General features: G+C 73.3%; 18 protein-coding genes. 12 read left to right on the forward strand and 6 right to left on the reverse strand.

The features are described 5' to 3' along the window. The first annotated feature begins 103 nt into the window (after positions 1-103). A complete protein-coding gene (pth, locus tag AB0C76_RS10840; RefSeq protein WP_359962826.1) occupies positions 104-685 on the forward strand; it encodes an aminoacyl-tRNA hydrolase in 582 nt (193 codons plus the stop codon). 8 nt (positions 686-693) lie between these two features. Here the strand turns inward: pth and AB0C76_RS10845 are convergent, their stop codons facing one another. Further along, positions 694-2,142, reverse strand: coding sequence for an MFS transporter (locus AB0C76_RS10845; RefSeq protein ID WP_359962829.1), 1,449 nt, complete (start codon positions 2,140-2,142; stop codon positions 694-696). A gap of 183 nt (positions 2,143-2,325) precedes the next feature. Between AB0C76_RS10845 and AB0C76_RS10850 the strand changes: the two genes are divergently transcribed. Both AB0C76_RS10850 and AB0C76_RS10855 read left to right on the forward strand, forming a co-directional pair. After that, the gene (locus tag AB0C76_RS10850) at positions 2,326-2,826 is read left to right on the forward strand and encodes a MarR family transcriptional regulator (RefSeq protein WP_359962832.1); all 501 of its coding nucleotides are present in this window, start codon (positions 2,326-2,328) and stop codon (positions 2,824-2,826) included. 41 nt (positions 2,827-2,867) lie between these two features. After that, the gene (locus AB0C76_RS10855) at positions 2,868-3,377 is read left to right on the forward strand and encodes a GNAT family N-acetyltransferase (protein WP_359962835.1); all 510 of its coding nucleotides are present in this window, start codon (positions 2,868-2,870) and stop codon (positions 3,375-3,377) included. 17 nt (positions 3,378-3,394) lie between these two features. Here the strand turns inward: AB0C76_RS10855 and AB0C76_RS10860 are convergent, their stop codons facing one another. From AB0C76_RS10860 to AB0C76_RS10875, 4 genes are all read right to left on the reverse strand, one after another. Beyond that, a complete protein-coding gene (locus tag AB0C76_RS10860; RefSeq protein WP_359962838.1) occupies positions 3,395-3,904 on the reverse strand; it encodes a methylated-DNA--[protein]-cysteine S-methyltransferase in 510 nt (169 codons plus the stop codon). Continuing rightward, on the reverse strand, positions 3,901-5,472 hold the full coding sequence (locus AB0C76_RS10865) for an AlkA N-terminal domain-containing protein (RefSeq protein ID WP_359962841.1): 1,572 nt from the start codon (positions 5,470-5,472) through the stop codon (positions 3,901-3,903). The genes AB0C76_RS10860 and AB0C76_RS10865 overlap by 4 nt, the downstream gene beginning before the upstream one ends. Before the next feature lie 343 nt (positions 5,473-5,815). Then, positions 5,816-6,877 carry a ribosome small subunit-dependent GTPase A gene (rsgA, locus tag AB0C76_RS10870; RefSeq protein ID WP_359963171.1) on the reverse strand — a complete coding sequence of 354 codons (1,062 nt, stop codon included), beginning with the start codon at positions 6,875-6,877 and terminating at the stop codon, positions 5,816-5,818. 352 nt (positions 6,878-7,229) lie between these two features. Then, positions 7,230-8,225 (reverse strand): cytochrome c oxidase assembly protein, encoded by a 996-nt coding sequence (locus AB0C76_RS10875; RefSeq protein WP_359962844.1) that lies wholly within the window; start codon positions 8,223-8,225, stop codon positions 7,230-7,232. A gap of 310 nt (positions 8,226-8,535) precedes the next feature. On the opposite strand from AB0C76_RS10875, the gene AB0C76_RS10880 reads away from it, so the two are divergent. Next, entirely contained in the window at positions 8,536-10,296 is a 1,761-nt protein-coding gene (locus AB0C76_RS10880; RefSeq protein ID WP_359962847.1) for an FtsW/RodA/SpoVE family cell cycle protein, read from the forward strand. Between the two features lie 98 nt (positions 10,297-10,394). Here AB0C76_RS10880 and AB0C76_RS10885 read toward each other — a convergent pair whose 3' ends face one another. Further along, positions 10,395-11,690 (reverse strand): YihY/virulence factor BrkB family protein, encoded by a 1,296-nt coding sequence (locus AB0C76_RS10885; protein ID WP_359962849.1) that lies wholly within the window; start codon positions 11,688-11,690, stop codon positions 10,395-10,397. Between the two features lie 189 nt (positions 11,691-11,879). Here AB0C76_RS10885 and AB0C76_RS10890 point away from each other — a divergent pair, with 189 nt between their 5' ends. The 8 genes from AB0C76_RS10890 (at position 11,880) to AB0C76_RS10925 (ending at position 19,084) form a co-directional block, all read left to right on the forward strand. Then, positions 11,880-11,963, forward strand: a complete 84-nt coding sequence (locus AB0C76_RS10890) for a putative leader peptide (RefSeq protein WP_310593185.1) — start codon at positions 11,880-11,882, stop codon at positions 11,961-11,963. A gap of 197 nt (positions 11,964-12,160) precedes the next feature. Next, a complete protein-coding gene (locus AB0C76_RS10895) occupies positions 12,161-13,885 on the forward strand; it encodes a nitrite/sulfite reductase (RefSeq protein WP_359962852.1) in 1,725 nt (574 codons plus the stop codon). Continuing rightward, entirely contained in the window at positions 13,882-14,079 is a 198-nt protein-coding gene (locus AB0C76_RS10900; protein WP_359962854.1) for a hypothetical protein, read from the forward strand. The genes AB0C76_RS10895 and AB0C76_RS10900 overlap by 4 nt, the downstream gene beginning before the upstream one ends. After that, positions 14,060-14,761 (forward strand): phosphoadenylyl-sulfate reductase, encoded by a 702-nt coding sequence (locus tag AB0C76_RS10905; protein WP_359962856.1) that lies wholly within the window; start codon positions 14,060-14,062, stop codon positions 14,759-14,761. Before AB0C76_RS10900 ends, AB0C76_RS10905 begins: the two co-directional genes overlap by 20 nt. Positions 14,762-14,814: 53 nt before the next feature. Beyond that, the gene (gene cysC, locus AB0C76_RS10910) at positions 14,815-15,423 is read left to right on the forward strand and encodes an adenylyl-sulfate kinase (RefSeq protein WP_359962859.1); all 609 of its coding nucleotides are present in this window, start codon (positions 14,815-14,817) and stop codon (positions 15,421-15,423) included. After that, positions 15,420-16,358 carry a sulfate adenylyltransferase subunit CysD gene (gene cysD, locus AB0C76_RS10915; RefSeq protein ID WP_359962862.1) on the forward strand — a complete coding sequence of 313 codons (939 nt, stop codon included), beginning with the start codon at positions 15,420-15,422 and terminating at the stop codon, positions 16,356-16,358. Before cysC ends, cysD begins: the two co-directional genes overlap by 4 nt. 2 nt (positions 16,359-16,360) lie before the next feature. Continuing rightward, entirely contained in the window at positions 16,361-17,707 is a 1,347-nt protein-coding gene (locus tag AB0C76_RS10920; RefSeq protein WP_359962864.1) for a GTP-binding protein, read from the forward strand. Between the two features lie 195 nt (positions 17,708-17,902). Beyond that, on the forward strand, positions 17,903-19,084 hold the full coding sequence (locus AB0C76_RS10925) for an aliphatic sulfonate ABC transporter substrate-binding protein (protein WP_359962867.1): 1,182 nt from the start codon (positions 17,903-17,905) through the stop codon (positions 19,082-19,084). Positions 19,085-19,101 lie beyond the last annotated feature (17 nt).

Raw genomic sequence — 19,101 nt, forward strand, 5'->3', positions numbered from 1 at the left:
GTGGGGACGGAACGTTCCGTCCCCACCGCACCCCGCTCCCTTTCGACCCCGATCTCCCGAACCGGCCCCCGGTCCGTTCCCCCTGCACCCTGGAGCACCGAAGATGACCCCCGCCGCCCCCTGGCTCGTCGCCGGCCTGGGCAACCCCGGCCCCTGGTTCCGGCTCACCCGGCACAACGCGGGCTTCCTCGCCGTCGACCGGCTCGCCGAGCGGCACGGCGCGCGGTTCCGGCGGCGCGCGATCGGCAGCCAGGTCGCCGAGATCGAGGTGGACGGCCGGCGGGTGCTGCTCGTCAAGCCGCAGTGGTTCATCAACCTCTCCGGCCGCCCGGTGGCCGGCCTGATGCGGCGCCACGGCGTGCCCGTCGAGCAGCTGGTGGTGGTCCAGGACGACCTCGACTTCGCGTTCGGCTCCTGCAAGCTCAAGCGCGGCGGCGGCCCCGGCGGGCACAACGGCGTGCGCTCGGTCGGCGACGTCCTCGGCACCCGCGACTTCGTCCGGCTGCGCTTCGGCCTCGGCCGCCCGCCGAAGGGGCAGAGCGTCGGCGACTTCGTGCTGAAGAAGTTCTCGGAGGACGAACTCGCCGCCCTGCCGGGCGTCCTGGACCGCTGCGCGGACGCGGTGGAGACCCTCGTGCGGCTCGGCCTCAACCGGGCCCAGGACGCACTGAACGCCGTGTCCTAGGCGCGGCGTCAGGAACGGGTGGGGCCGCCGGGGCGGACCGGCCCGGTGAGGAGCACGGCCGCCGCCGCGACCCCCGCGAGGACCAGCAGCACCGTCCGACCGCCGGACGCCGCGCCCGCCAGGTGGACACCCAGGACCGACAGCGCCATGCCGAGCGCCGTGCCCAGGCTGCGCGCCATGTTCACCATGCCGCCGCCGACCGCCGAGCAGGCCGCCGGGATCGCCCGCATCACCAGTGCGTTGTTCGCCGGAAGCAGCAGGCCGAGGCCGTACCCGGCGACCAACAACGGGACCGCCGACACCCCGGCCGAGACCGGCAGCAGGGCGAACAGCAGCAGTCCGGCGCCCGCCATCAGCGCGCCGGAGCGACACCTCGTCACGTCCGACCAGCCGCGCGGCAGCAGCCCGCCGCCGACCGTCGCGGCGACCGCGAACGCGGCCGGCAGCAGCGTGATCACCAGACCCGCACCGGCCGTCGACACGCCCGCTCCGGTCAGCAGCACCGGGCCCAGCACGAGCGGGCAGAACAGCAGCAGGTACCCGATCAGCGCGACCACCAGCCCGGACCGCACGCCCGGCGTGTTGACCAGCCCGGGCGCCAGGATCGGGCGGGCGGCCCGCTGCTCCCTGCGCACCAGCGCGAGCGTCAGGAGGGCCGAGGCGACGAGGAGGACGGCGACGAGCCGGCCGGGCAGCGGCAGGCCCGAGGCGGTGGACAGCGCGAGCAGCAGTGCCGTGGTGGCGCCGGTGATCAGCAGCATGCCGGGGAAGTCGAAGCGGTGCGCCTTCCCGAGCGGCCGGCGCGGCCCGGGCACGACGGCCGTGTGCTCCGTCCTGGTGCGCGGCAGCAGGTACCAGCCGGCGACGATGCCGAGCACGCCGATCGGCACGTTGACCCAGAACACCCACTGCCACGACGCGTGCTCGACCAGCAGCCCGCCGAGGGTCGGCCCGAGCGCCAGCCCGAGGCCCTGGGCGGCGGCCTGGATGCCGAGCGCGCGCCGCATCGCGTGCTCGGGCACGCCGCGCGCCACCAGGGCGACGCTGTTGGCCTGCATCATCGCGGCACCGACGGCCTGCACGGCCCGGCAACCGACCAGGATCCAGAGGCCGCCGGCGAACCCGGCGCAGAGCGAGGACAGGCCGAAGACGGCGAAGCCGCCGATGTACATCGTCTTGCGGCCCACCAGGTCGGACAGCCAGCCGACGGGGGCCAGCAGGGCGACCAGGACGAGCAGGTAGGCGAGGGCGACCCACTCGACGGCGGCGAAACCCGCGCCGAAATGGCGGCCGAGTGCCGGGAAGACCAGGGCGATCACACTGGCGTCGAGCTGACCGAGGAAGGCGCCGAGACACACGGTGCCGACGGCCAGCCAGTGGGCGTGGCGCCAGCCGGCTACGCCGCGGGGCCGGGGGCGCTCGGTGAGCAGCCGTGCGGCGAGGGCGGTGGCGTTCATGTCACTCAATATATCGGACGCAGATATGTTCTTTCTACGACCTGGTCGGAATCCGATGCGCACGGGGCGGGGCGGACGATCCGCGCGGGCCGGCGCAACGGGCGGGGCCGCGCCCGCACGGGCTCCCCGGCACCCCCACCGGGCCGGCCGAAGCGCCCCGCACCAGGCGATACGCTGTCCGCCATGCCGTCGTCACCGCACGTTCCCGACTCCGCCACCGGAACCCCCGAAACGTCGGTCGAACACGCCCGGCGGCTGACCGACGTCGTCACCCGCCTGCGCCGCGCCCTGCGCAGCAGCATCCGCACCGACTACCCGTGGGAATCCCTCCCCATGGCCCAGGTCGAGCTCCTCCAGACCCTCGCCGCCGCACCCCTGCGCGTCGGCGAACTCGCCGCCCGCCAGCGACTCGCACCCAACACCGTCAGCGGCCTCGTCGGCAAGCTCCTCGACGCCGGCTTCGTCGACCGCCAGGCCGACCCCGGCGACCGCCGCACCGCCCGCATCGCCCTCACCCCCGCCGGCCAGCGCCAGCTCGACGACTGGCAGCACGCCCACGAACGCCGCATCGCCGACGCCCTCGGCACCCTCGACCCAGCCGACCGCGATGCCGTCTTCCAGGCCCTGCCCGCCCTCGACCAGCTCGCCCGGGCCCTCGCCGGCCCCACCCCGTCCGCCGAATAACCGCTGGTCACGCCCGCCCCGCGCGCACTACCGTGCGTGCCGTGAACACGGCGCAGGTACACCTCGAACCCTGGACGGACGCCGACCTCGCGCTGCTGCGCCGGGTCAACACGCCGGAGATGAAGACGCACGTCGGCGGCCCGGAGAGCGAGGAGCAGGTGCTCGTCCGGCACGCCCGCTACCTCGACTTCGTCCCCTCCGGCCTCGGCTGCATGTACCGCATCGAGCTGCTCCCCGGCGGCGAGTCCGTCGGCACCGTCGGCTACGGCACCCGGACGTGGGAGGGCGGGACGGTCCACGAGATGGGGTGGAACGTCCTCCCGCCGTTCCAGGGCCGGGGCATCGCCGTGGCCGCGACCCGCGCGGCCGTCGCCGCCGCCCGCCGCGAGGCCCGGCACCGGTACCTGCACGCCTTCCCGTCGGTCGACAACCCCGCGTCGAACGCCGTCTGCGAGAAGGCCGGCTTCACACTGCTCGGGGAGACGGACTTCGAGTTCCCGCCCGGCCGCTTCATGCGCAGCCACGACTGGCGCGTCGACCTCCGGGCCTAGGCCCGCCGGGGCGGCACTCAGAAGAGGGTGCCGCTCTCCAGCTCCAGGAGCCAGCGCTTGCGGTCGACGCCGGCCGCGAAGCCGGTCAGGGCGCCACTGGCCCCGAGGACGCGGTGGCAGGGGCGGACGATGAGCAGCGGGTTCGCGCCCACGGCACCGCCGACGGCGCGCACGGCCCGCGGCGACTCGCCCGCCATCGCGGCGAGTCGGCCGTACGTGACGGTCTCGCCGTACGGGATCTCGTCCAGGGCCGCCCAGATCCGCCGCCGGAAGTCGGTGCCCTCCGGGGCGAGCGGCAGGTCGAACCCGGTGCGCTCACCGGCGAAGTAGGCGGTCAGCTGGGCCACCGGCTCGGCGAGGGACTTCGGGTCGAGGACCCAGCCGTCGGCGGGCTCGGCGAGGGCGTACTTCTGGCCGGGGGCGGTGACGGCGGCCAGCGCGGCCGGACCGCCCCCGTCGGGCCGGACGCCGCTCAGCAGCAGCTGCCCGAAGGGGCTCTCCATGGTCGTGAACACGGTCGTGGTCATGCTCGTGCGTTCTCCGTTCCGGTGCTGGTGGCGCTCGCGGGCCCGGCCCACAGTCGGTGGACCGCGTAGGAGCGCCAGGGGGCCCACGCCTCGGCGGCACGGGCGGCGGACTTGGGGTCGCCGGGAGCGCCGAGGCGGACGAGGCCGTGCTTGACGCCGATGTCGCTCGGGAGGAAGACGTCGGGGTCGGCGAGCGCCCGCATCCTCAGGTAGCCGACCGTCCAGGGGCCGATGCCGGACAGGGCCATCAGCTGCTCGGCCGACTGCTCCCGGTCGACGCCGCCGTCCAGCCGGACCACGCCCTCGGCGAGGGCGGCGCAGAGGCCGGTGAGCGCCCGGCGGCGGGCGGCGGGCATCGCGAAGTCCTCGGGGTCGGCGGTGGCCAGGGCGGCCGCCGTCGGGAAGAGCAGGCGCAGGCCGCCGTTGGGCTCGGGCAGGGCGGCGCCGTACTTCTCGGCGAGCCGGCCCGCCAGGGTGCGGGCCGCGCCGACGGTGATCTGCTGGCCCAGCACGGCGCGGACGGCGAGCTCGTGCGGGTCGACGTGGCCGGGCGAGCGCAGGCCGGGGCGCTCGCGGGCCAGCGGGCCGAGGAGCGGGTCGGCGCCGAGCTGCTCGTCGACGGCGTCGGGGTCGGCGTCGAGGTCGAAGAGGACGCGCAGGCGCTGGACGGCCGTCGGCAGGTCGCGCAGGTCGGCGAGGAGGAGGCGGCAGTCGAGCCAGCCGCGGGTGCGCTCGTCGCCGGGCGCGAGACCGTCGACCTCGGCGATGCCGTGGCCGTAGGGGAGTGCGAGGGTGCGGCGGTAGGTGCGGACGCCGGGGCGCGCGCCGGGGACGACCTCCTCCACGCCGGGGACGGCGCGCAGGGCGAGGAAGTCGATCAGGTGATCGCTGTCGATCGCGCCGCGGTAGGCGAGGCGAAGGGTGAGACCGCCGGCCGGGGTCGCGATGCGGCGGCCGGCCGCGACCTCGGCCCGCAGGCCGCTCGGGGTGCGGTCGTAGACCTCGCGGACGGTGTCGTTGAACTGCCGGACGGAGGCGAAGCCGGCCGCGAACGCGACGTCGGTGACCGGGAGTTCGGTGGTCTGCAGGAGCAGCCGGGCGGTCTGGGCACGGCGGGCGCGGGCGAGCGCGATCGGGCCGGCGCCGAGTTCGGCGATGAGCTGGCGCTGGAGCTGGCGGGCGCTGTAGCCGAGGCGGTGGGCGAGGCCGGCGACGCCCTCGCGGTCCACGACCCCGTCGCCGATCAGGCGCATCGCCCGGCCGACCAGGTCGGCCCGGTGGTTCCACTCCGGCGAGCCGGGCACCGAGTCGGGGCGGCAGCGGCGGCAGGCGCGGAAGCCGGCGCCCTGGGCGGCGGCGGCGCTCGGGTAGAAGACGCAGTTGGTGCGCTTGGGCGTCACGGCGGGGCAGCTCGGTCGGCAGTAGATGCCGGTCGTCGTGACGGCCGTGAAGAAGACCCCGTCGAAGCGGGAGTCCCGGCTGTCCACGGCTCGATACCGGATGTCGTCGTCGATCACGCTGTCCAGTCTGCGGCACCGGAGGGGCGTCGACTGGCGGGAATCGGACATGACCGTCGGGGGGCTGCCCTCTCCCGCTCGCCCTCGGCTGTCTCCCCGTCGGCGCTCCGGCGATGCCGGAGCGCCGACGGGACCGCTGCTCGGGGGTTACGGACCTGACTGACCGGGCCCCTCCCCCCTCCCCCTCCCTCCCACCCTCCGCCCGCGCGCGCCCACCATCCACCTCGGCCGCCTCGGCCGCCTCACCCACCCATCCACCGGCCCACCGGCCCACCGGCCCACCGGCCCACCGGCCCACCACGTGGCGCAGCTCTCTGACGCAGCTCTCCGATCCTCGTCACCCTCCGCCGGCTGGGCACCGGGCCCGGTGCCCAGCCTTGCGGGGTGTGCGGTCTCAGCGCCGGACCGGGCCGTTCTCCTTCCGCATCGACTTGGTGATCGCCTTCCACTTCTTCAGCCGCGCCGAGGCGAGCCGGGCGTCCGACCGGGACGCGATCCACTCGTTCTCGCGCTGGAGCTTGCGGTAGCTCTCCCACCGCCGCTGCGGCAGCGTGCCCTCCTCCAGCGCGGCCCGGACGGCGCAACCGGGCTCGGTGTGGTGGCCGCAGTCGTAGAAGCGGCACTCCTCGGCCAGCTCGGCGATGTCGGCGAAAGCCAGGTCCACGCCCTCACCACCGTAGAGGCCGACTTCGCGCAGTCCGGGGGTGTCGATGAGCACGCCGCCCCCGGGCAGCGCTATGAGTTCGCGGGTGGTCGTGGTGTGGCGTCCCTTCTGGTCGACGTCGCGGGCGGCCTGGACGGCCATGACGTCGGCGCCCACGAGCGCGTTGGTGAGGGTGGACTTGCCGACGCCGGACTGCCCGATGAGGGCGGTGGTGCCGGGGGTGCAGGCGCGCAGGACGTCCATGCCCTCCCCGGTCTCGGCGCTGACGACGAGCACGGTGACGCCGGGGGCGACGCCTTCGACGTCGGCGCGGATGAACTCGGCGTCGTCCACGAGGTCGGCCTTGGTCAGGACGACGACGGGTTCGGCGCCGGACTCCCAGGCGAGGGCGAGGAAGCGTTCGATCCGGCCGAGGTCGGGGTCGGCGGCGAGGGAGGCGGCGATCAGGACGGTGTCGACGTTGGCCGCGAGGACCTGGCCGTCGGAGCGCTTGCCGGCGACCTTGCGGATGATCGCCGTGCTGCGCGGCAGCAGCGCCGTGACGGCGGCCATGGGCTGGGCGTCGAGGTCGACGGCGGCCCAGTCGCCGGTGCACGGGCAGTTGATCATGTCGGCGTCGCCGACCGGCCGGGTGTCGAGCCGGACGGTGCGCACTTCACCGGTTTCGGGGTCGGCCAGGACGGCGTCGCACTGGCCGCGGTCGACACGGACGATGCGGGCCGGGACGAGACCGGCCTCGGCGAGCGGGGTGAACAGCACGGCGAGCTCGGCCGTCCAGCCGTAGCCGGACAGCGCGTCGGAGTGCTCAGGCCGCTCGACGTGCTCAGCGGCCGGGGAGGAGGAAGAAGAGGGGTACGACGGATTGGAGGCAGCGTTGAACAACGCAGTGGGCCCTTCGGGAGGAGATGATCCCGGCGGGCTACGGCTGGCTCGGAACGTCAGCCGGCGGCCGGGAAAAGGAGGTGATCGCGCGTGCTGCCCAGGGCAGCTATCGGGGCAACGACGGCCATGGGGCTCACCTCCTGCTCTCTACTCCTCGGGCGGCCCGGCAGGGCCCCCGAACTGGACGGGAGAAACGCTAGCGAAGAACGGTTCTGGCGCCAACAGGTTTTTGACCTGCGGAAATGTGCAGGCGAGGGCGGACTCAGCCGCCGTAGCGGTGCTTGAGGTTGGGGTCGTCCAGCCACCAGGGCCGCATCCCGGTCTCCTCTTCCTCCTCGCGCCCCTCCGCGCGCGCCTGGGCCGCCGCCTCCTCGAAGCGGGCGTCCAGCTCGGCGTCCACGGCCTTGATCTCCTCGCGTCCCTGCACCACCATGCGCCGCACGAGCGCGGCCAGGAACGGCAGGCCGACGAGGTCGCCCAGCACCCAGAAGGCGTTGCCGCCCCAGGTCTGGTCCTGTGCGAGGCTCGGCCCCCAGGGCCGCCCGAGGGCGACGTAGTGGTGCTCGGCGACGAGGTGGCCGCCGTAGATGAGGACGATCCCGAGCCCGGCGTCGAAGATCACCTCGGCGAAGGTGATGAACAGCCCGACCAGGTGCGGGTACTCGTGCCCGACGGGGTCGATCTGGAGCCGCGGCCAGAAGTAGGCGAGCCCGAGCAGCACGAGCGCCAGGTGCAGCACGACGTTCCCGACGCCGCTGGAGACCGACCACTCGTACCAGGGCGTGAAGTAGAGGAGCCACGGCGGCGCCATCAGCAGCGCGGTCGAGACGGCCGGGAACATCAGCACCTTGGACGGCTTGCTGCGCAGCGCCCGCAGGATCCGCTCCCGCCGCCGCTCGGACGCGGACCCGACGAGCAGCGAGACCGGCGCGCCGAGCGCGAGCAGCAGCGGGACGACCATGAGCAGCAGGACGACCTGGACGGCCCGGTCGGTGAAGAGGATGCGGTCGTAGACGCCGAGGCCGGAGCAGGTGGCCCAGATCCACAGGAGCAGCCCGCCGAGGAAGGCCGCGGTGCGGGTGGGCTGCCAGCGTTCGGCGCCGGTCCGGTGCACGGCCCGGACGGCGAGGAGGTACCAGGCGCCGAGGAGGGCGGAGAGGCCGAGGACGAGGGGTTCGGCGGTCCACGAGGTGGCGAGGTCGGACCACTGCCAGGCCGGCGGCCCGCTGTAGCCGAGCGCCTGCACCGAGCCGTCCATCCGTCCGCCCACCTCGTCCACGCCGTGCTGTCGCCGGCCCCGCGCCCGGGCGGGCTCGGGGCGCGCCGGGGCCCGTTCGCGGTGTCCGGCGCCCCGCCATGATGGCCGGTGGGCAGTGGATCACCACGGCCAGGGGGCCTCTCTATACCGCACCCTGAACAAGGCTTTGCCGAATCAGGCCAAAGCTTTGCCGAGGCAAAGTTTTCGCCCCGTTCCGTCCCCGTGCGCAACCGGCGGAGGAGCACGTTCGTCTGGCAGGATGCACCGTCGGCATACCGGCCACGTGGGTGACAACAAGGGGACGACAAGGGTGCAAAGCACTGCACGCGGCGAGGGCCGCCGGCTGGCGGCGCGCCACCGCAACATCGAGCTGGGCCTGCTGGCCCTCGCGGTGGCCGTCTGTGTGGCGGGACACATCGACGCCGATCTGGCGCTGACCGGCAAGATGCCGCCGAACCTGCTGGTGCACGTCCTGTCCCTGGGCGGGCTGGCGGGCGCCGCACACATGGCGGTGCGCCGGTTCGCCCCGTACGCGGACCCGCTGATCCTGCCGCTGGGGGTGTTCCTGACCGGCTTCGGGCTGATGCTGCTGGACCGGTTGGACATCTCCTACGCGGCGGCGCACGCGAAGAAGGGCGACTTCCAGAAGCTCCCGGCCGCGCCGCAGCAGTTCATGTGGGTGTTCATCGCGGTCGTGGTGTCCCTCGCGCTGGTGGTGTTCATCAAGCACCACCGGTTCTTCCAGCGCTACGTCTACATCCTGATGGCGGGGGCGCTCGTCCTGCTGGCCGCGCCCGCGTTCTTCCCCGGGCGTCCGGAGGACTTCGGCGCCAAGCGCTGGATCCGCCTGTTCGGGCTCTCCTTCGAGCCGGACGAGTTCGTCAAGGTCGCGATAACGATCTTCTTCGCCGGCTACCTGATGGCCTCGCGGGACGCGCTCGCGCTGGCCGGCCGGAAGATCTGGGGCATGACCCTGCCGCGCGGACGGCACGCCGGACCGGTGCTGGCGATCTGGGTGATGAGCCTGCTGGTGCTGATCTTCGAGCGCGACCTCGGCACCTCGCTGATCTTCTTCGGCGTCTTCGTCGTGATGCTGTACGTGGCGACCGAGCGCACCAGCTGGGTGGTGCTCGGCCTGCTGATGGCGGTCGGTGGCGCGGCGGTGGTCGGCACCCTGGAGCCGCACGTGCACGGCCGCGTCGAGGCGTGGCTGCACCCGCTCGACATCTACAAGCCGGTGCACGACAAGGCGATCATCTCCGACCAGCCGGCCGAGGCGCTGTTCAGCCTGGGCACCGGGCACATGACCGGGACGGGCCTGGGCTCGGGCCGGCCGTGGCTGATCGGCTTCGCCGGGCGCAGCGACTTCGTCTTCACGACGATCGGCGAGGAGCTGGGCCTGGCCGGGGTGACGGCCGTGCTGCTGGTGTACCTGCTGCTGGTGCAGCGGGGCCTGCGGACGGCGGTCGGGCTGACCGACCCGTTCGGCAAGCTGCTGGCGACGGGTCTGTCGACGGCGCTGGCACTGCAGGTGTTCGTGGTGGTCGGCGGGGTGAGCGGCCTGGTGCCGCTGACCGGCAAGGCGTTGCCGTTCCTGGCGGCGGGCGGTTCGTCGCTGCTGGCGAACTGGCTGACGGTGGCACTGCTGATCAAGCTGAGCGACTCGGCGGGGCGGACGGCGCTGGAACCGGCGCTGCCGAGCACGGACTTCCCGGCGCAGGTGGTCTCGAACCGCCCGGCCCAGGCCGAGCGGAGGGCCGGTCAGGCGGACGGCCAGGGCTCCGGCCGGGCCCCGGGCCGGACGCCCGCGCACGGCACGCCGTCGGATCCGCAGTCCGAGCCCGCGCCCGAGGCGGGTGGGCAGCAGGCCGGCCGGCCGGGCGCGGTGGCGGACTTCCCGACGGCTCCCGGCTACGGCACGGGCCCGGCTCCGTCCCGGCCGGGCGGCACCCTGGGCGGGGGCCTCCACACGCCGGCGCAGCCGTCCGGACCGAACTCGACCACTCCGCCCTCGTCGACTCCGTACCCGTCCGGCCCGTACCCGCCGAACCCGAACCCGGCGACCGCCTGACGGGCCGCAAGGGCACCGGGAACCACCGGGAACCACCGGGCCGCAGCGAACGGCACAGGGCCTCCCCCGCATCCGTGGGGGAGGCCCTGTCGCACGTCCTACCGCTGCTGGTCCCAGGGCGGCCGCGGCGGGTAGCCGGGCGGCGGGTACTCCGGGGGCGGGGCGGTGGGCCGGTCGCTGTCGGGCGGCGGCGGGGTGGGCCGGTGGTGGGGGCCGCCGCGGGCGGTGAGGCGGCCGCGCACGTTGTCGGCGGCGAGGACGTCGGCCCAGCGCTCGGGGTACTCGGAGGGCACGTCGACGTCGTCGCCCTCGTCCTCCTCCCACTCCTCCTCGGCGCCTTCGGCGAGGCCGAGTTCGCGGGCCCGGCGGGCGCGTTCGGCGGCGCGCCGGGCGGCGACCTCGCGGACCGTGGCCGCGGCGGCGGCCTCGTGGGCGCGCTCGTTCTCGGCGCGGGCGTCGGCGGTCTCCAGGGTGGGCCAGCGCCGGTCTATCGCGGCGTTCATGGCGGCGCCGATGAGCACGGCGAGCGCCACGACGAAGATCCACAGCAGGACGGCGACGGGGGCGGCCAGCGAGCCGTAGACGGAGGGGCCCTCGACGGAGCTGACGAGGTACAGGCGCAGCGCGACGCTGCAGAAGACGAGGACGACGAGGGCGACGAGGGCGCCGGGGATGTCCTCGCGCCAGGGCGTGGAGACGGGCACGGCGAGGTGGTAGAGCGTCGTGAGGGAGACGATCAGCAGGACGATGGCGACCGGCCAGTAGGCGGCGCCGACGATCCCGGCGCTGCCCGGCACGGCGTTCTCGACGAGGCCCGGTCCGGCGATGAGGAGCGGCAGCACGAGGGAGCCGACGGCGAGGGCGCCGAGGTAGAGGCCGAGGGACATCAGGCGGGTCTTGACGATGCCGCGCTTGCCGTCGAGCCCGTACATGACGGTGATGGTGTCGATGAAGATGTAGAGGGCCCGGGAGCCGGACCACAACGAGAGCAGGAAGCCGATCGAGATGAGGTCGGGCCGGGTGTGGTCGAACACCTGGTTGAGCAGCGGCACGACGACCTCGTTGATGGAGGAGTCCGAGAGGACCGTCCCGGAGGCCGAGACGATGCTGCGCTTGACCCCTTCGATGGTGCCGGCGCCGAGGAACTCGTCGAGGTAGCCGAGGGTCGCGGCGAGGCCGAGGAGCAGCGGCGGGATCGACAGCAGGGTGAAGAAGGCGGCTTCGGCGGCGAGGCCGGTGACCCGGTACTCGACGCAGGTGTTGGTGGTGTCCCGGACCAGTTCCCACGCCGTGCGGCGCCAGGTGGCCTGCTTGGCCGCGCGCCGGGAGCCCTTGCCCCGACGCCGGGAGGGCCGCTCGGGGTGCGGTCTGCTCGTATCGCCTGCTGCTTGCACAGGGCTAACGGTATCGGGCCGGGCCCGGCCGGTTGATCTCAGCGGGGCCTGCGGCGTGCGCCCGCCGGTTTCCGGGCGGGCGGCGGGGGGAGCGGCGGGAACACGACAGCGTCCCGCATTTCGAAACCACAGCGTCCATCATGCGGACGTTAGTGGACCGCGAGTCGTGCGCCGTGCGAATCTCTTGCCATGCCTAGCGCCGGAACCACCTTGGTAGGTCGACTCCACGTCGATCTCCTTCGCGTGTCCAGCGCCATCTGTCCGGTGACCTGAGCCCCACCCCGCCGCCACCACCGCACCCCGGCGCCACCACCTCGCCATCCCCGCCGACGTGGATGCGCACGGCGCCCGCCCGGCCCGGTCACTGCCCTCACGGTCCTGAGAAACAGCAGGTCACAGGAGCACCGCCCGGTCGAGCACGCCCAGCGACCCACCCGGTGTCAGAGCCACCTGCCCCGAAGGACTTCACCATGGCCACCTCCCCCGAGACCGTCGAGCCCACGGCCGACAGCGCCGCCGCGCGCCGCCCCGCCGCGGCCCGCAAGGTGACCCGCCACCGCGGTGAGGGCCAGTGGGGCATGGGGCACTACACCCCGTTGAACGCCAACGAGCAGTTCAAGAAGGACGACGACGGTCTCAATGTGCGGACACGCATTGAGACGATCTACGCGCACCGCGGCTTCGACTCGATCGACCCCGCCGACCTGCGCGGCCGGATGCGCTGGTGGGGGCTGTACACCCAGCGCAAGGAGGGCATCGACGGCGGCAAGACCGCGATCCTGGATCCGCACGAGCTGGACGCCGAGTACTTCATGCTCCGGGTGCGCGTCGACGGCGGCCGGCTGACCGTCGCCCAGTTGCGCGCGATCGCCGAGGTGTCCGAGCAGTACGGCCGCAACACCGCGGACCTGACCGACCGCCAGAACGTCCAGTACCACTGGATCCGGATCGAGGACGTCCCGGCGATCTGGCAGAAGCTGGAGGCCGTCGGCCTGTCCACCACCGAGGCCTGCGGCGACACCCCGCGCGTCATCCTCGGCTCCCCGGTGGCCGGGGTCGCCGAGGACGAGATCATCGACGGCACCCCCGCCATCGAGGAGATCCAGCGCCGCTTCATCGGCAACCCGGACTTCTCCAACCTGCCGCGCAAGTTCAAGTCCGCGGTCTCCGGCTCCCCGCTGCTCGACGTCGCGCACGAGATCAACGACGTCGCCTTCGTCGGCGTCGTGCACCCCGAGCACGGTCCCGGGTTCGACCTGTGGGTCGGCGGCGGCCTGTCCACCAACCCGCGGCTCGGCGTGCGCCTGGGCGCCTGGGTCCCGCTGGAGGACGTGGCCGACGTCTACGGCGGCGTCATCGGCATCTTCCGCGACTACGGCTACCGCCGCCTGCGCAACCGCGCCCGCCTGAAGTTCCTCGTCGCCGACTGGGGCGCGGAGAAGTTCCGCCGGGTCCTGGAGGAGGAGTACCTCAAGCGCGCCCTGACCGACGGCCCCGCGCCCGCCGAGCCGGTCGGCCGCTGGCGCGACCACGTCGGCGTCCACAAGCAGAAGGACGGCCGCTTCTACGTCGGCTTCGCCCCGCGCGTCGGCCGGGTGGACGGCAAGCTGCTCGGCCAGATCGCCGACCTCGCCGAGGCCCACGGCAGCGACCGGGTGCGCACCACCGCCGAGCAGAAGATGCTGATCCTCGACATCGCCGAGGACCGGGTCGAGTCGCTGGTGGCCGGCCTGGAGGCGCTCGACCTGCGCGTCACGCCGTCGCCGTTCCGCCGCGGCACGATGGCCTGCACCGGCATCGAGTACTGCAAGCTCGCCATCGTCGAGACCAAGGAGCGCGGACGCACCCTGATCGACGAACTGGAGGAGCGCCTGCCGGAGTTCGCCGAGCCGCTGACCATCAACATCAACGGCTGCCCGAACGCGTGCGCCCGCATCCAGGTCGCCGACATCGGCCTCAAGGGCCAGCTGGTCACCGACGAGCACGGCAACCAGGTCGAGGGCTACCAGGTGCACCTGGGCGGGGCGCTGGGCCTGGAGGCCGGGTTCGGCCGCAAGGTCCGCGGCCTGAAGGTCACCAGCGCGGGCCTGCCCGACTACGTCGAGCGGCTCCTGACCCGCTACCAGGCCGACCGCACCGAGGGCGAGCGCTTCGCCCAGTGGACGGCCCGGGCCACCGAGGAGCAGCTGTCATGAGTGAGCGAGCGGCACCGTTCTTCTGCCCGTACTGCGGGGACGAGGACCTGCGCCCCTCCGAGGCCGGGCACGGCTCCTGGGAGTGCCACGGCTGCCGCAGGGCCTTCCAGTTGAAGTTCCTCGGCCTGCTGTCACCCGCCGCCGCGGGGGGACCGAGCGAAGGGGGAAACGCAGTTGACCAGCGCAACGACTGACTACGAGGCGATCGCGACCGCCGCGGGCCGCGACCTGGAGGAGGCGACCCCGCAGGAGATCCTGCGCTGGGCCGCCGACACCTTCGGCAAGCGGTTCTGCGTCACCTCCTCCATGGAGGACGCGGTCGTCGCCCACCTCGCCTCCTCGGTGTTCCCCGGCGTGGACGTGGTGTTCCTGGACACCGGCTACCACTTCGCGGAGACCATCGGCACCCGGGACGCGGTCGCCGCGACGATGCCGGTCAACGTCATCACGCTCACGCCGCTGAAGACCGTCGCCGAGCAGGACGCCGAGCACGGGCCGCACCTGCACGACCGCGACCCGGACCTGTGCTGCTCGCTGCGCAAGGTCGAGCCGCTGAACCGCGGCCTCGGCGCCTACGACGCCTGGGCGACGGGCCTGCGCCGCGACGAGTCGCCGACCCGGGCGAACACCCCGGTGGTGTCGTGGGACCCCAAGCGCCGCAAGGTCAAGCTCGCCCCGATCGCCCGCTGGACGCAGGACGACGTGGACGCCTACGTCGCCGCGAACGGGGTGCTGCTCAACCCGCTGCTGTGGGAGGGCTACACCTCGATCGGCTGCTCGCCGCTGTCCTGCACCCGCAAGCCCGCCGAGGGCGAGGACGCCCGGGCCGGCCGCTGGTCCGGCTCCGGCAAGACCGAGTGCGGCATCCACCTCTGAGCCCTGCACCACCGCTGAACCCGAACCACCGTCGACCGAGAAGGACTCGAACCGTGACGACAGCCGACACACCGAGGCGCCACGGCTCCGTCGCGAGCACTGCGGCGGCCCGCGCGGCCGCCCCCTGCGAGCGCGGCGCCACCGTGTGGCTGACCGGGCTGCCGAGCGCGGGCAAGACCACGCTCGCCAACGCCCTGGCCGAGCGGCTGCGCGCCGAGGGCCACAAGGTCGAGGTCCTGGACGGCGACGAGATCCGCGAGTTCCTCTCCAAGGGCCTCGGCTTCTCCCGCGAGGACCGGCACACCAACGTCACCCGGATCGGTTTCGTCGCCGAGAAGCTGGCCGCCAACGGCGTCAAGGTGCTCGCCCCGGTGATCGCCCCCTTCGCCGACTCGCGCGCCGCCGTCCGCGAGCGCCACGCCGGCGCCGGCACCGAGTTCCTGGAGATCCACGTCGCCACCCCGGTCGAGCTGTGCGCCGAACGCGACGTCAAGGGCCTGTACGCCAAGCAGGCCGCCGGGGAGATCTCCGGCCTCACCGGCGTCGACGACCCGTACGAGGCGCCGGAGCGCCCGGAGCTGCGCCTCCAGACGCAGGGCCGCGCGGTCACCGAGTCCGCCGCCGAGCTGCACGCCTTCCTGACCGAAAGGGGCCTCGCATGACCACCGCGACCCAGCACACGGTGCAGGCCGACGACACCCCCTTCGCGCTGTCCCACCTGGACGCGCTGGAGGCCGAGTCGGTGCACATCTTCCGCGAGGTCGCGGGGGAGTTCGAACGCCCGGTGATCCTCTTCTCCGGCGGGAAGGACTCCATCGTCATGCTGCACCTGGCGCTCAAGGCCTTCCGGCCCGCCGCGGTGCCCTTCTCGCTGCTGCACGTCGACACCGGGCACAACTTCCCCGAGGTCATCGCCTACCGCGACCGCGTCGTCGCCGAGCACGGCCTGCGCCTGCACGTCGCCCACGTCCAGGACTTCATCGACCGCGGCGTCCTGCGCGAGCGCCCCGACGGCACCCGCAACCCGCTGCAGACCGTCCCGCTGCTCGACGCGATCGAGACCAACCGCTTCGACGCCGTCTTCGGCGGCGGACGCCGCGACGAGGAGAAGGCCCGCGCCAAGGAGCGCGTCTTCTCCCTGCGCGACGAGTTCGGCGCCTGGGACCCGCGCCGCCAGCGCCCCGAGCTGTGGTCGCTCTACAACGGCCGGCACGCCGTCGGCGAGCACGTGCGCGTCTTCCCGCTCTCCAACTGGACCGAGCTCGACGTGTGGCAGTACATCGAGCGCGAGGGCATCGACCTGCCGGAGATCTACTACGCCCACGAGCGCGACGTCTTCTCCCGCAGCGGCATGTGGCTCACCGCCGGCGAGTGGGGCGGGCCCCGCGAGGACGAGCCCGTCCAGCGGCGCCTGATCCGCTACCGCACCGTCGGCGACATGTCCTGCACCGGCGCCGTCGACTCCGACGCCACCACGATCCAGGCCGTGATCGCCGAGATCGCCGCCAGCCGCCTCACCGAGCGCGGCGCGACGCGGGCCGACGACAAGCTGTCCGAGGCCGCGATGGAAGACCGCAAGCGCGAGGGGTACTTCTAGCCATGACCAGCACCGCCCAGGCCGGCATGACCCAGACCGGCACCGCCACGTCGCTGCTGCGCTTCGCCACCGCCGGCTCCGTCGACGACGGCAAGTCCACCCTCGTCGGCCGCCTCCTGCACGACTCCAAGTCCGTGCTCGCCGACCAGCTGGAGGCCGTCGCACACGCCTCCCGCAACCGCGGGCAGGCCGCGCCGGACCTCGCGCTGCTCACCGACGGCCTGCGCGCCGAGCGCGAGCAGGGCATCACCATCGACGTCGCCTACCGCTACTTCGCCACCCCGCGGCGCCGGTTCATCCTCGCCGACACCCCGGGCCACGTGCAGTACACGCGGAACATGGTCACCGGCGCCTCCACCGCCGAGCTCGCCGTCGTCCTCGTCGACGCCCGCAACGGCGTCGTCGAGCAGACCCGCCGGCACGCGGCCGTCGCCGCCCTGCTGCGCGTGCCGCACGTCGTGCTCGCCGTCAACAAGATGGACCTCGTCGGCTACGCCAAGCCCGTCTTCGCCGCCATCGCCGCCGAGTTCACCGCCTACGCCGCCTCCCTCGGCGTCAAGGACGTCCTCGCCGTGCCGATCTCGGCCCTCGCCGGCGACAACGTCGTCGAGCCCTCCGCCCACATGGACTGGTACGGCGGACCGACCCTCCTGGAGCACCTGGAGACCGTCCCGGTCGGCAGCGACCCGAGCGCCGAGCCGGCCCGCTTCCCCGTCCAGTACGTCATCCGCCCGCAGACCGAGGCGCACCCCGACTACCGCGGCTACGCCGGCCAGCTGGCCTCCGGCGTGCTGCGCGTCGGCGACGCCGTCACCGTGCTGCCCTCCGGCCACACCACCACCGTCGCCGGCATCGACGTGCTCGGCGAGGAGACCGACATCGCCTGGGCCCCCCAGTCGGTCACCGTCCGCCTCGCCGACGACATCGACGTCTCCCGCGGCGACCTCATCGCGGCCGGCCCCGCCCCCGTCCCCACCAAGGACGTCGAGGCGACCGTCAGCCACCTCAACGAGCGCCCGCTGCGCGCCGGGGACAAGGTGCTGCTCAAGCACACCACCCGCACCGTCCGCGCGCTCGTCAAGGAGATCTCCTACCGGATCGACATCGACACCCTGGAGCAGCGCTCCGGCGCCGACGGGCTGAACGTCAACGACATCGGCCACGTGGTGCTGCGCACCGCCGAGCCGCTGGCGCTCGACGCCTACTCCGACAACCGCCGCACCGGATCGTTCCTCCTGATCGACCCGGCCGACGGCACCACCCTCACCGCCGGCATGGCGGGCGAGGCCTTCGACACCGTACGCGGCACCGACGTCGACGACGCCACCGAAGAGGAGGACTGGGTCTGATGCCCAGCGAGGCGTTCTCGGGGATGGACAAGGAAGGCGGCCGCATCGGCAGCGGCGTGCTCGGCAGCGGCCAGGGCGGCCTGACCCGATGTGCGGGCCGCCAGCGCTGAGTCGCGATCCTCGGCCGCCCCGCAGGGCGACCGCCACGTCCCCGAGACCGCCTCCTGACGGTCCGTCCACGAACAGGACTTCACCATGGCACCCACCCCGGCACCCTCGCACACCCTCTTCCGGCATCGCCGGGCACGCCCCAACGCCGGACGGATCAGACGCGCCGCCGCGGCCGCCGTCGCCGGCCTGGCCACCGTCGCCCTGCTGTCCGCCTGCAGCTACGGCTCCAAGGCCGAGGGGAAGTCCTCCGGCGACGCCGGCTCCGCCGCCGCCTCCGGGGCTCCGGCCGCCGGCGGCAAGCTCTCCGCCGACACGGTCAAGATCGGCTACTTCGCCAACCTGACCCACGGCACCGCCCTGGTCGGCCTCCAGGAGGGCCTGTTCCAGAAGGAGCTCGGCGCCACCCAGATCAAGACCCAGGTCTTCAACGCGGGACCGGCCGAGATCGAGGCACTCAACGCCGGCTCCATCGACATCGGCTGGATCGGCCCCTCCCCCGCGATCAACGGCTACACCAAGTCCGACGGCAAGTCGCTGAAGATCATCGGCGGTTCGGCCTCCGGCGGGGTCAAGCTGGTCGTCAACCCGGACAAGATCTCCTCCCTCGACGACCTCAAGGGCAAGAAGATCGCCACCCCGCAGCTGGGCAACACCCAGGACGTGGCGCTGCTCAACTACCTGGCGGGCAAGGGCTACAAGGTCGACCCGAGCTCCGGAGCCGGGGACGTCTCGGTGGTGCGCACCGACAACAAGGTCACCCCCGACGCCTACAAGCAGGGCTCCATCGACGGCGCCTGGGTGCCCGAGCCCACCGCCTCCAAGCTGGTCACCCTCGGCGCGAAGGTCCTGCTCGACGAGAAGGACCTCTGGCCGGACAAGAAGTTCGTGATCACCAACATCATCGTCTCGCAGAAGTTCCTCAGGGAGCACCCGGACGTGGTGGAGGCCGTGCTGCGCGGCTCGGTGAACGCCAACGCGTTCATCAAGGCCAACCCGGACAAGGCCAAGGCCGACGCCAACGAGGCCATCAGGAAGGACTCCGGCAACGCGCTGGAGCCCGCCGTCCTCGACCCGGCCTGGGCGGACATCGACTTCCTGGACGACCCGCTGGCCGGCACCCTGCAGGCCGAGGCCGACCACGCCGTGACCGCGGGGCTGCTCAAGAAGCCCAACCTGAACGGGATCTACGACCTCGGGCCGCTGAACAAGGTGCTCGCGGCCAAGGGCCAGGCCCCCGTGGCGGACGCCGGACTCGGCGCCAAGTAGCGCCGCCTCCCCTCCAG

Origin of the sequence: Kitasatospora sp. NPDC048722 (genome assembly GCF_040650235.1) — a bacterium.
In the GTDB taxonomy this organism is placed as follows: Bacteria; Actinomycetota; Actinomycetes; order Streptomycetales; family Streptomycetaceae; genus Kitasatospora.